At 37.9% G+C, this 12,294-nt stretch carries 7 protein-coding genes and 1 riboswitch; all 7 genes read right to left on the bottom strand.

Annotated features, from left to right (window positions below):
- Positions 1 to 52 precede the first annotated feature (52 nt).
- Positions 53 to 1,429, bottom strand: a complete 1,377-nt coding sequence (locus tag V6669_RS03640; protein WP_091039082.1) for an NCS2 family permease — start codon at positions 1,427 to 1,429, stop codon at positions 53 to 55.
- 171 nt (positions 1,430 to 1,600) lie between these two features.
- Positions 1,601 to 1,700: riboswitch (purine riboswitch) on the bottom strand.
- Between the two features lie 403 nt (positions 1,701 to 2,103).
- Positions 2,104 to 2,355 carry a hypothetical protein gene (locus tag V6669_RS03635; RefSeq protein ID WP_338590787.1) on the bottom strand — a complete coding sequence of 84 codons (252 nt, stop codon included), beginning with the start codon at positions 2,353 to 2,355 and terminating at the stop codon, positions 2,104 to 2,106.
- Between the two features lie 574 nt (positions 2,356 to 2,929).
- Positions 2,930 to 6,034 carry a type I restriction endonuclease subunit R gene (locus tag V6669_RS03630; protein ID WP_338590785.1) on the bottom strand — a complete coding sequence of 1,035 codons (3,105 nt, stop codon included), beginning with the start codon at positions 6,032 to 6,034 and terminating at the stop codon, positions 2,930 to 2,932.
- The gene (locus V6669_RS03625; protein WP_338590783.1) at positions 6,031 to 7,242 is read right to left on the bottom strand and encodes an AAA family ATPase; all 1,212 of its coding nucleotides are present in this window, start codon (positions 7,240 to 7,242) and stop codon (positions 6,031 to 6,033) included. Before V6669_RS03625 ends, V6669_RS03630 begins: the two co-directional genes overlap by 4 nt.
- 1 nt (position 7,243) lies before the next feature.
- Entirely contained in the window at positions 7,244 to 8,485 is a 1,242-nt protein-coding gene (locus tag V6669_RS03620; RefSeq protein ID WP_338590781.1) for a restriction endonuclease subunit S, read from the bottom strand.
- Positions 8,482 to 10,029 (bottom strand): type I restriction-modification system subunit M, encoded by a 1,548-nt coding sequence (locus V6669_RS03615; protein WP_338590779.1) that lies wholly within the window; start codon positions 10,027 to 10,029, stop codon positions 8,482 to 8,484. Before V6669_RS03615 ends, V6669_RS03620 begins: the two co-directional genes overlap by 4 nt.
- Before the next feature lie 499 nt (positions 10,030 to 10,528).
- Positions 10,529 to 12,067 carry a glutamine-hydrolyzing GMP synthase gene (guaA, locus tag V6669_RS03610; protein ID WP_091018677.1) on the bottom strand — a complete coding sequence of 513 codons (1,539 nt, stop codon included), beginning with the start codon at positions 12,065 to 12,067 and terminating at the stop codon, positions 10,529 to 10,531.
- Between the last annotated feature and the right edge of the window lie 227 nt (positions 12,068 to 12,294).

The following is a 12,294-nucleotide window of genomic DNA, read 5'->3' as shown; positions in this document are numbered from 1 at the left end:
TATATAAGGTAACAAACTTATCTCCGTATTCTTCATTAAAACTAATGTACGCTTATTCCCCGCCAATAAATACGTATCGGCAGACTACAATGATCGCCAAGATCCACATGAGCCAGTGAATTTTCACTTTACGCTCTGTAACCAAGTTACTGAACACCGCCAGGATCACATAAGATACGATACCTGCGGAGATCCCGTTCGCGATTCCGCCTGTGAAAGGCATCAATACAATAGTAAGGAACGCAGGGAAAGCTTGCAGGAAATCATCCCACTCGATGCTGCGTACCTGACTCATCATAAGCACACCCACGATGATCAATGCCGGAGCCGTTGCAGCAGATGGAACAACTAGCGCAAGCGGTGCGATAAACAGGGCCAAAATGAACAACAAACCTGTTGTTACCGAGGTCAGTCCTGTACGCCCACCTGCCTCAACACCTGAAGCACTTTCAACGTATGCCGTAATGGTACTTGTACCCAGTGCAGCACCTGCGCTGACACCAACTGCGTCGACGAGCATCGCTTTACCGATCGTTTTCTCGCCTTTTTTCTTATCTTTCATAATACCCATACGCGTTGCAGTACCTACCATCGTGCCAAACGTATCAAACAATTCAACGAAGGTAAAGATGAAGATGATCTCGAACAATCCGAGACTGATGGCACCTTTCAAATCCAGCTGTCCAACCGCCAGATCACTGAAGTTAGGCAACCAGCTTGCGCCTGAAAGACCACTCAGATTCGTAACGCCCATCGGAATACCAATCAGCGTTGTTGCTACGATCCCGATCAGCAGAGCGCCTTTGACACGCATAACCATCAGTATAGCAATAAGGAGCAAACCAATCAGAGCCAGCAATGCATCGTGATGTGTTATAAAGTTACCCAATGACAGGTTAAAACTGCTACCTGGAATCGGCTGACTCAGGTCTGCGTCTGGTGCAACATTAACTGTTACAGCCACGAGATTAGCAAGTTTGAAACCAATAATGGTAATAAAGAGACCGATACCAACTGTAATGGCCATTTTGATCGATTGTGGAACTGCAACAAGCAGCATTTGACGAATCTTCGTCACGGTCAAAATAATGAACACGATACCGGAAAGGAATACCGCTCCGAGAGCCGCTTGCCAAGTAATCGCTCCATTCGAACTTAGAACGACAGTCATGAAGTACGCATTCAGCCCCATACCTGGTGCAAGTGCGATCGGAATATTCACGAACAATCCCATAATAATAGTCATTAATCCGGCGCCGACGGCTGTTGCAAAGAATACTGCATTATCCGACATCCCCGCTCCGGCTTGTCCCAAGAACAACGTATTTACAAAAAGAATGTAAGCCATTGTCATAAACGTAGTGAGACCTGCAACAATCTCCGTTCTAACGTTTGTTCCGTTTTCTTTTAATTTAAAGAAACGATCCATAATTACTAACTCCCCCTTAGAGATGTTGAAGCCATATTGAAAAACGACAAATGACCCTGATGAAGATTCTTCACCCAGGGTTCAGCTGACAAGGAGTGGCACGATGCCTTTACTAAGAACAAAAAAAATTCTAATGTGCGTGATGTCCCCGCAATCATGTAGAATTCATGTGCTTAGCCTTCTCCTCTTCGTAGCCAGATCATTAGGGTGATCTCGTAGAGACTCCCGGGCCAATCCCCAGGATTATACGAATAAGTATGCGCTATTTGTTTGTTTCCCATCACTATTTTAGGAGGGCAGTATGTTTTTGTCAATGAGAAAAACGAATATTAATATAACCCTTTTATAATATCGTTCGTATTATTTAACAGATTGAACCAGTTCAGCGGTTTACAACCCAATTGAATGCGCTTTTTTCGGAGAAATTGCAATGGATTATGTCCATTCTTTCATGGCGAAAGTTCCGCAGGATAACATAAAAAAGCTAACCTGATCCAAGGGCGAGAAGCGCTCTAATCAGGTTAACTTATGTTTCTGATGCGTTTTAGCAATCAGGTGAATGATGATCTAGGAATAACGATGTCTCTTATTCCGAAGGCGTATTATCATTAGGTATATGGAGCAATTTGCGACATGTTCCAGGGCTATTTTTTACCGGATCAGTCCTATGTTAATTATATCTCTGTCTGCGGAGTACCCTGCATCTCTTGTTGTTCCTGATTTGTGTTCGTTGTTACGTCAGAGGATAATTCCTGGTTTCGGGTCTGATCGGAAGAAGCATCCGCTGCCTCTAAGTTCACAAATGGAAAGTCCCCTGAACCGGAAGCCAGGTCTTGCATACCTGAACCGCATCCTGCCAGCATCACCATCAGAAACGCACTTCCAATGCCCATCTTCCATTTGCTCATATAGTCGGTTTTACGCATACATTCAATTCTCCCTTCAGTAGCCATATAGCTCTTAGTATGTACTTATTGTACAGGCCGGACCTGAAAGGATCATGAAGTGAACTTTAAAATGGGATCAATTTTGAGAGTTTATTAAATAAGGGAACAACGCCATGATTAATGTTTACTCATACTGTACGCAATAAAAAAGACTCCCTTCTATTTGCTAAACACCGCAGATATAAGAGTGTCATTTTTCAACCTATTGTTAAGGCGTATATCCTACTCCCACTCGATGGAGCAGATAGGACTCGCAATATAATTATTTCTGATTATAAGAAATTTGGGACTTTGATAGCTAAAGAAATGAAAGATAAGCCATGGACACTACATGAACATACGCTAAAAAACTGGTATAATCCTCCTTCTCATACATAGCAAAATTAAAAAGAGTGCAAACGATAGAGCTTCAGGTGATTAACAAATACAATTTTAGCGGTAAATAAAAAGGTGATGAAGTATATTAAAATAATTCTACACCATCACCAATGAAATTTTATTTCTTTAGAATGAGAGTCAAATATTTTGATGTTTAACCGCTATTTTAGACTTATCAAATCTTTCCACCTACACCCTTAAACTTATCCACAAAGGCAGAGATTTTCTGAAAAACACTCTGTTTTTTTGTTAAATATTGAGGATTGAGTGGACTCATTTTAGGAAGAACTTCATTAAGCTCCGTTCCATTTTCGCTAGCATATTCTCTTTTTAATGAAGTCAAAATATATCTTTTTGCAGCATCTTCATTAAGTTTTTCAGTATTAATCAATTCCTCTGCTTCACGTTTTTGCTCAGTTTGGGCAAATGAGAAGAAGGCATCGATAATACTTGCTTTATCTTGAATACTATCTAAATCAGCTTGGTTAATAAAATCAACTACCAAGCTTTCTTTGGCACGGTTTCCTACACTAGAACGAATTAAACGACGTACCTCTTCAACCAATGAATCTTTATCTTTTACGTTTTTATTTTTCTCAAAAATAAGTTCAAGAATGTAATCTAAGTTAATCTCTTGGGATTTTAGAAGATCTACCTCAAAGACAACATCATCCCAATCAATAGAAGTATTTTCTTTTTCTTTTCCAACTTTTTCACGACGAAACCAATCACGAATATCATTGTATGAAGAACGATAATCTTGATTCTCTCTCTCTTCTAACACTTGAATCTCTTGCATATCAGCTATATCTTCATCCGTTACATAGTGAGTATTCTTAAAATCTTCTAAAGCTTTAGTGTCAGTCATATCTACTGTTTGTAGTGCTTTTAAAGCTGAATATTCATCATAGTTCTGTAGGATGTTTTCAATACGCAAATATTCACCAAATAGTTTAGTAAATTCTTTCTTATCCTTTTCAGTAACAATCTCATCGACATTAGGAAAACGTTCCTTTAACTCTCCGACTACATCTGCGTAACCACGACGGGCTTCACCCGTTGCCACATCAGCAAATCCTTCCATATATTCTTTATAACTTTTTTCCAAAACCACATTTTTAGTGTTTTTATCTCCAAAACGAGTAATAGCGTCTATGGTTGCTTGTTCTAAATCTCTAAAAGTAACAATATTCCCAAAAGTTTTGGTGGAATCATAAATACGATTTGTTCTCGAATAAGCTTGTATTAAACCATGATACCTAAGATTTTTATCAACAAATAAAGTATTTAATGTAGGTGCATCAAAACCAGTTAAAAACATTCCAACAACAATTAACAAATCAATCTCTTTGTCTTTTACTCGTTTAGCAAGGTCACGATAATAATTTTGAAACTCTTTACTTTCCACGCCATAGTTAGTTTTAAACATCACATTGTAATCTTTGATCGCTGAACTTAAAAACTCTTTTGCACTACTATCCATTGCTGAAGGTTCAAAAGTTTCATCAAGAATCTCACCCACCGCAGTTTGCTCTTCATTAGCAGCAAAGGAGAAGATTGTAGCAATCTTCAGGGGCTTATTGCTTCCTTGTTGTAATTTATTTAATGATTCATAATAAAGTTTGGCTGCATCGACACTGCTCACAGCAAACATGGCATTAAACCCTTTTCCATTTGCGTTTAGACGATGGGTTTTTACTCTGAAATTATTAAGAATATATTGAGATATTTCTTTGATCCGTTCAGGATGTAGTAGTGCTTCCTTATTTTCTGCTGCCGATAGCTTTTTCTCGTCCTGTTCTTTTTCGATCGTTTTGAACTTGGGACGTACATCGTTATAATCTACTTTGAACTTTAAAACCTTTTCATCTCTAATGGCATCCGTAATGACATAAGAGTGTACCTCTCGCCCAAAGACAGAAGCAGTAGTTTCAGAACCCAACGCATTCTCTGGAAAAATAGGCGTGCCTGTAAATCCAAATTGATAGAATTTCTTAAACTTTTTCTTGATATTTTTTTGAGCTTCACCAAATTGTGAACGGTGAGCTTCATCAAAAATAAATACCACTTGCTTATTATATATAGTTAACTCTGTTTCGCTTTTCATTAGGTTATTCAGTTTTTGAATCGTCGTCACAATAATTCTATTATCATCTTTTTCGATGTTACGCTTTAATCCTGCGGTACTTTCTGAACCATTAACACTATCAGGAGAAAAACGCTGATACTCTTTCATCGTCTGAAAATCCAGGTCTTTCCGATCTACAACAAAAAAAACTTTATTGATAAAATCCAGTTCAGTAGTCAAACGAGCTGCTTTAAAACTCGTAAGCGTTTTTCCCGAACCTGTTGTATGCCAAATATATCCGCCGCTTTCAATGGTACTCCATTTTTTTGCTTGGTATGAACTCTTAATTTTCCATAATATTCTTTCTGCCGCGGCAATTTGATAAGGTCGCATAACCAGCAGGTTGTCGCTCGCATCAAATACGGAATATTTAAGTAGTACATTCAATAAAGTATCTTTCTGAAAAAATGTAGCTGTGAAATCTTTTAGATCTTTAATTAGGATATTATCCGCTTTGGCCCAATTCATCGTAAAATCGAAACTATTTTTATCCCGTTTCGTCGTATTAGCAAAATAACGGCTATCTGTCCCATTAGAAATCACAAAAATCTGTAAATACTTAAATAGAGAGTTATCAGAATTGAAACTCTCTTTACTGTATCGATGAACTTGATTAAAGGCTTCACGAATCGCAATCCCACGCTTTTTAAGCTCGACTTGCACTAATGGTAAGCCATTGACTAAGATGGTAACATCATATCGATTAGCTTGAGTTCCTTTTTGTTCAAATTGAGAAATAACCTGCACTTTATTTAGGGCAATCTTCTCATCTTCTTTGTACACTAGGTAAATGTTCTGAATATGTCCATCATCAAAAACAAAGTCATAAATATAATCGTTATGAATTTTACGGGTTTTGTCGATATGGTTATCGCTGGTTTTATCTAAAAACTGCTCACAAAATCTAATCCATTCAGCTTCTGAGAACTGTACTTTGTTAAGGTCTTGGAGTTGCACACGAGCATTAGCAAGCATTTTTTCAGGAGTGTTAATGCTTGGTAGATATTCATAACCTTGATTTACTAAATCTCGAATCAGTTCTCGTTCTAAATTAGCTTCCGTTTGATAGCCTCCCCCTTGTTCTGCTATCTTGCTATATTTATCTAGAACTATGTAGTTATTTGATTCTGCGATAGTGTTGTAGTCGCTCATTCATTTCCCCCCTTAATAAATTTTTTAAACCTATATATTTCATTAATTTCATTCATAAGATATCTTATAACATTCTTGTCATCGTTTGTGAGTTCAACAATTTCTTCAGCTGAATGTTTTGAATGACTAGATAAGTTTAGAATCCTTTTTACATATGCATCCCGATTTCCTTTAACAGGTAACAACAATTCTGCCCAATCAGAATACCCTAAAAAAGTGGCAGTTTTTTCTAAAATATTTCGAATAAAGTTAAAATGATATTTATATACTTGGTCAGCTTCAATAGCTTTTTCAATTTCATTTATTAGGAATAGATGATAAGAAAAAGGTGAGTCCTTAAGCCGATCTACTAGTTCGTAAGTACCCTCTTCTTTCTTTTCCAGTTTATACCATTTAAAGTGTTTATTACTGTTGTAACCTGTACTTCTATCAGTATTACGAAATTCATTAAACAACACGTTATAAAAAAGAGGATTGTGTGTGGTAATAATGAACTTAAGGTCTGTTAATGCAGATGATTTTATTAATTTTGCTAGATTTACCGCTAATTCAATCAAATGATTATCATCTAATGAACTTACAGGGTCATCTATAAATACATACTCCAATTGATCAAATTGATCTGTTCCTCTATCCGTTGGTTCAGCTACATTTAATACTTCAATAACTTGTTCAAGTAGAGAATAAAAAACACACCATATAAAACTACTTTCTTCTCCTTTTGAAATTTTAATGTTATCTGAACGATCATCATTACCACGCTCATACGAAAAAGTTATTTCTGTAAAAGCTCTTACTGTTACATTATTTCCATCCTCATTTTTAAAAGATTCTTCATTAAAACGTGGAGATAATTTTTCATCGGTATAATGTTGGAAATTCGAAATAACATTAAAATCTTGTCCTTGCTCTTCAAAAATCCATTTTGTAAATGCGTTAGGGTGGATTTTAAGTTTTGGTTCCACATCAAACTCCAAATCATTATCCCAATAAAATAAATCTTCCGTAAACGCATTGTAATATAGTATTTTTTTACCGATTACTTCTGATTCTTCTAATTCCGTATCATCATCTACTTTTGGTGCAAATAACAATTTGAATTCCCCTGATAGCCTTGTTTTACCCGTTCCATTAAAAGCATAAATCAGTTGAACTTTTTTATCATTATCTTTTAACTGTTGTGCAACTTCAATTAAACTCTTTCCCATACTATACTTCTACCTCGCTTTTCGGAAATGAAAGTAGCATATTACGATAATATTCATATTGCTCTTTACGCAACTCTATTTCACGTGGTAAACCCTCAGTGATTGAGAATGTCAAGGCATTGAATTTGTCTAAAATAGATACTATTCGCTCTTGTTCGGGAAGAGTTGGGGTGGGAATTTTGAACTCTTTGACCTTCGAATCAGAAATTGTTGGATATGCAGAACCACTCTGATTCTCTTCTACATATTTTTTAAATTCCGATGAAGTAATACAATAATAAATCCATTTCGGTAAAACTTCATCAATTTTGGCTCTTAAGATACAATAACCAGTACTAGCAACTTCTCCAGAAAATTCTTCAGTAATTAAACAAAGTCGTTGCTGGGTAGGACGAGTTGTTGCAAAGATAACATCATTTCTTATAATTAATTTCCGGGCTCTGCTCGGTGCATTTTCAGCGGATATTTCGGTTGTCTCAATTATTGTGTTTTTTTCGCGACAAACTGAAGTTAAATCAATATACCGATAAGTATCCTTTGTATCTGTCCACCTAATATTGGAAGTTGATAGTGTAACATCCCCCAACGTCTTCCACTCAACTTCTCCCTCGTCAAAAGTCAAGAACCTATCACGGTAATAGTTATACTGAATTTTACGAGCTGTAAGCTCTGCTGTAAGCTCTGCTGTAAGCTCTGTTGTAAGCTCTGTAAAGATGTCCAAAATACGAACTATTTCAGCTTGAATGTGAAGGGGTGGAATGGGAATTTGGAGATTTTCAATATCTTTGGCTTTTAAATATCCTTGCCCCGAATTGTTCTTAACTGAATTAAAATGACTTTTCATTTTCGGTGAATCAAAAAAATGTAAAAAGAAATCACTATTTATTAAATTATTATCTAGTCGAATTAGATACATATTTTGACCATAAAAATCTAAATCGGTATCTTTTACTCTAGCAACTTCCCCTATTGTACCGATCATACTAATTAAAATATCACCTGCAAGTATGGGTCTATTACGAGATAATCCCAAATAATCAGAACGAGATATGAATTTAACTTTATCAAAATTAATCTGACCACCTCGTATATTTTTTGATGTAATGTATGGAATTTCTTCACCTTCATTAAATTCTGGCGTAGCGGGCATAATCCAAAACTTATCAATGATTATTTCTTCAATACTCTTCCACTCAACCTCAATTCCATCAAGCAATATATCCATATAATTCGGCTTAATCATGATTCAATCACCTCAATAATGTCATCAATTTCAGCACGTAGTTGGTCTATCTTTGCTACAGTCGTCTTTATCTCTGCATTAAGCTTATTTATATCAATGACTTCCCTTGTGTTTTTTGGTTCTACATAAGTACTCACAGAAAGATTATAATCCTTCTGAACGATTGCATCATACTCAACGGATTCTGCAATATGGTCAATATTTTCTTTTTTGTCAAAAATTTTAATGATTCGCTCAATGTGCTCATCTTTAAGTATGTTATTATTCGTTTCTTTTTTATAGAAATCTACTCCACTTGCATCTATAAATTGAGTTTTATTATCGGTTTTATGCTTTGAAAGAACCAAGATATTAACCGCTATTGAAGTCCCATAAAAAAGGTTAGGTGCTAATGAAATAACCGTTTCAATAAAGTTATTATCAATTAAATACTGTCTAATTTTTTGTTCTGCACCACCGCGATAAAAAATGCCAGGGAAACAAATGATAGCAGCACGGCCTTTACCTGAAAGATAGCTAAGCGCATGAAGTACGAACGCAAAATCGGCTTTAGATTTTGGGGGTAATACGCCTGCAGGAGCAAATCTTTCATCGTTAATAAGTGTTGGGTCATCACTGCCGATCCATTTTACGGAATAAGGTGGATTAGATACAATCGCATCAAAAGGCTTTTCGTCACCAAATTGAGGATCTAAAAGAGTGTTTCCTAAAGCAATATTAAACTTATCGTAGTTTATATTGTGTAAAAACATATTCATACGAGCAAGGTTGTAAGTTGTATGGTTAATCTCCTGTCCATAAAAACCATCTTCAATAATATGATTATCAAACTGTTTTTTTGCTTGTAATAGCAATGAACCTGAACCGGCTGCTGGGTCATAAATCTTATTAATCGTTGTTTGCTTATGTATGGCTAATTGCGCAATAAGCTTAGACACAGACTGCGGTGTGAAAAATTCCCCTCCGGATTTACCTGCATTGGCAGCATAATTAGAGATCAAATACTCATAGGCATCACCAAAAAGGTCAATTTGACTATCTTCAAAACCACCAAAATTAAGCCCTTCAACTCCTTTAATGACAGCAGCTAATCGACTATTTTTGTCCTTTACGGTATTACCTAATCTATTGCTTGTCGTGTCGAAATCAGCAAATAATCCTTTAATATCCAATTGAGAAGGATAACCATTTGCTGAATTTTCAATAGCAGAAAATATCTCAGCTAAATCAGTATTCAAGCTTTCATTTGTGTTGGCGGTTTTTGCAATATTAGCAAACAGATGCTTCGGAGAAATGAAATAACCTTTTGTTTTAATGGCATCCTCTTTGATTTCTTTCGTTATAATATCGTCAGGAATTTCTGCATACTTGACACTTTCGTCTCCCGCTTCAATATAGCTAGTAAAGTTTTCGCTAATGAAACGATAAAACAGCGTTCCCAAAACATATTGTTTAAAATCCCATCCATCTACAGAGCCACGGACTTCATTGGCTATTTTCCAGATTTGAGATTGTAATTCGGCACGTTGTGTTGCACTTGACATTTGTATACCTCCATTTTTTCCTCTTATACATTGATTAGAAAAAGAAATTCTAGATAGATTTGTAGTTTTCTTTCCACTTTTAGTTCCTGCCAATTTAATGACGCGATTGTACCTCCACATTATACAACACTCCACCATGGTGAAGCCGATCGATTATAAATGTACCTAAAGGAAATCCCTAGGCATCTTCATTACGTCCTTGTGCAGCTTTAGAATGTAAAGGATGACACCTACAAAGCCACTCATTCCACATGTGTCGTGACTGGATTCGACTTGTATTGTTGGGATCACTTCATTAGCAGGTGGTTTTATGTTTCGCGCGTTTCACGCACCCAATCGGGTAAATCTTAAATAAAAACTCCCACCGACAATCATTCGGCGAGAGTTTTTGGCGACAATCTTGGAGACAATTCAAAGGAATTTTGATCTCAGAAAGTCTTATGAGTTTTACATAAACGGCGTAAAATCAACGTCTTTCAGTGTATAGAGTGTCGCTTGATTATTCCCACTCGATCGTTGCAGGTGGTTTGGAAGTTACGTCATAGACGATACGGTTTACGTTATCAACTTCGTTAACGATCCGTACGGAGATTTTCTCCAGCACATCCCAAGGGATACGTGCCCAGTCCGCAGTCATACCGTCGATGGATGTTACAGCACGAATACCTACGGTGTAGGAATACGTACGTGCATCACCCATAACGCCAACACTCTTCATGTTAGGCAGGGCTGTGAAGTACTGCCAGATTTCACGGTCGAGACCGGCTTTGGCAATCTCTTCACGCAGGATGTAGTCTGAATCACGAACAATTTTAAGTTTCTCTTCAGTAACCTCACCAAGAACACGGATCGCAAGACCCGGACCAGGGAACGGCTGACGGTGTACAATTTCGTCCGGCAGGCCACACTCGGTACCGACTTTACGTACTTCATCCTTGAACAGCGTGCTCAGCGGTTCGATCAGTTTGAAGTTCATGTCTTCAGGCAGACCGCCCACGTTGTGGTGAGATTTGATGGTCTGTGCAGTCGCTGTACCACTTTCCACGATGTCTGTGTACAGTGTACCTTGCGCGAGGAATGCAAAATCATCGAACTGCTTGGACTCTTCGTCAAATACGTAAATAAACTCGTTACCGATGATTTTACGTTTTTGTTCTGGATCATCCACGCCAGCCAGTTTGGACATGAAGCGCTCTTGTGCATCAATTTTGACCACTTTCATGTCGAATTTGCCGACAAACGTCTCCATTACACTTTCCGCTTCGCCTTTGCGCAGCAGACCGTGGTCGATAAACATACATGTCAGTTGATCACCAATGGCTTTGTGAAGCAATGCAGCTACAACGGAAGAATCTACACCGCCGCTAAGCGCACATAGTACTTTACTGTCGCCAACTTTTTCACGAATGTCTTTGATGGTGTCATCGATGAATGTTTCCATCGTCCAGTTGCCTTCGCAACCACAGATTTCGAACAGGAAGTTACGAATCATGTCGTTACCGCGAACAGAGTGACGTACCTCCGGATGGAACTGAACAGCATACAATTTACGCTCATCGTCGCTCATGGCAGCGATTGGCGCACTTTCCGTACCTGCATCCAGTTTGAAACCTGGAGGAAGTGTAACCACGTGGTCACCGTGACTCATCCATACTGTATGTTCGCCTTCAATGCCTTTTGCCAGTGTAGATCCAGCGGCAAACTCAAGGTCTGCTTTACCGTACTCTCGTTTCTCGGAACGTTCTACTTTACCTTCGAGCTGTTGTGCCATAAGCTGCATTCCGTAGCAGATACCGAAGATTGGCAAGCCTAGGTCATAAACACCTGGGTCCACGTGTGGAGCATTCTCAGCGTATACGCTGGACGGCCCACCTGAAAATACGATTCCTTTTGGTGCCATTTCTGCGATCTTTTCCGCCGGTGTGTTATACGGCAAAAGCTCGCTGTATACGCCAAGATCCCGGATTCTTCTGGCGATTAACTGGTTGTATTGGCCCCCAAAGTCAAGGACAACCACAATCTCATTCTGCTTATTCATAACCGTGCCTCCCTCAATTCAATGAAACTAATTATACGCAACGACAAAACATACCGTCAAGGAAAGGCGAAACTCCTTTTTTCGACATATCAAAACAGGATTACCAAATGCCTTTAAATATGAAATTCCGAATAGAAAAGCTTGGCAGCAAGATGCTGGTTCAAGTGTATGATCGTGGAAAGACGCCTCGTTCGCAGCGTAGCGCGAAAGGCGTCTTATGTGTGGCA

The organism is Paenibacillus sp. Y5S-9, from assembly GCF_036894235.1.
Lineage (GTDB): Bacteria > Bacillota > Bacilli > Paenibacillales > Paenibacillaceae > Paenibacillus.
The sequence above is the reverse complement of the archived record's forward strand: the minus strand, read 5'-3'. Positions and strand labels throughout refer to the sequence as shown.